The organism is Oleiphilus sp. HI0066 (genome assembly GCF_001635725.1).
On the sequence record NZ_LWFH01000142.1, the window covers coordinates 1 to 1,191 of the forward strand.

Here is a 1,191-nt window from a genome sequence, read left to right on the forward strand (position 1 = left end):
AATCAACATGAAGATCAATTTGGGAAAACAAAGCGTCAGCAAGCAAACCTTTGTCCGTGTCAAAAAGAGCGATTCCGGTTTCATCGCATGAGGTTTCAAGGCCAAGAACTAACATTATTGTGTATCAATCATAAAAACTCGTAAGGTTATCAAAAACTTAGTTCAAATCCGATTTTTCTTAAATAATTTCGTTCAATTTCTAAGTTTTCAACGGTAAGGGGATGCTTTTCTAGCCAGCCCTTTTTAAATGCTAAGTGGACAGATTTTGAGCTAACTTCTAAATGAAAAGGGATAGACCTTACTTTTCGATCCGATGCGAATAAAACAGCAATCCGAAATAAAAGCGTCAATTTAAGTATTGCCTCATCGACACGCTCAAAATCTTCTAAGGGAATTTTTCTTCTATGCGCTCTAACAAGTAAGGCTAACTCTTCTTGGCTTCGTTTCGAAAAACCAGCCAGATCAGAGTTCGCCACTAAATACGCGCCGTGACGATGATATTGGCTGTGAGCGATAGCCAGACCAATTTCGAATAACTTTGATGCCCAAGTTAGTAAACCCTCATATCGAGGGTGATCTATCTGCCAATCTGTCTTCGCTTTTCTAAAAAACGCCTTAGTAATGTCTGCGACATAGTCACCATGGGCGATGTCTGCTCCATAGCGTTGTTGTAAAGCGCTAATGCTTCTATCTCGAACATCTTCATGATCAAGTCTACCAAGCATGTCATAGAGTAAACCTTCGCGCAGAGCTCCTTGTGTATACTCCATTTTTTTTATTTTGAGTGCTTTGAACGCTCCCATTAAGATCGCTAAACCAGCTGGAAATATGCTTAAGCGTTCTTTCTTTATATTTAGCTCGTTAAGGTTATCAATATGGCCAAGTTCAATGATTTGATCTCGTAAAGTCTTCAATCGCTTATAGGATAGTCGCTCTATCTGAATGCCATCTTCTGCTTCTAACGCTTGAAAAATTGCTTTGATGGAGCCTGAAGCCCCAACACATTGCTCCCAACCCTTCTTCTTATATATTTTCTTAATCGGCATGATTTCGCGCTCTGCTTGAACAACAGCTTTATGGAAACCGATCTTTGTTATTTTTCCGTCTTTAAAAAAACGCTCCCTAAACGAGACACAACCCATGTGCAAACTTGCGCGTTCAAGTGGTTCAAATCGTTCACCAATTATGAAC

At 39.7% G+C, this 1,191-nt stretch carries 1 protein-coding gene and 1 pseudogene; both read right to left on the bottom strand.

What is annotated here, in order from left to right:
- A pseudogene (locus A3738_RS31780) lies at nucleotides 1-115 on the bottom strand (tRNA (adenosine(37)-N6)-threonylcarbamoyltransferase complex transferase subunit TsaD); the annotation flags it as partial.
- A 34-nt stretch (nucleotides 116-149) separates the two neighbouring features.
- On the bottom strand, nucleotides 150-1,191 hold a 1,042-nt coding region (locus A3738_RS02515), incomplete at its 5' end, for a hypothetical protein (RefSeq protein WP_082889936.1).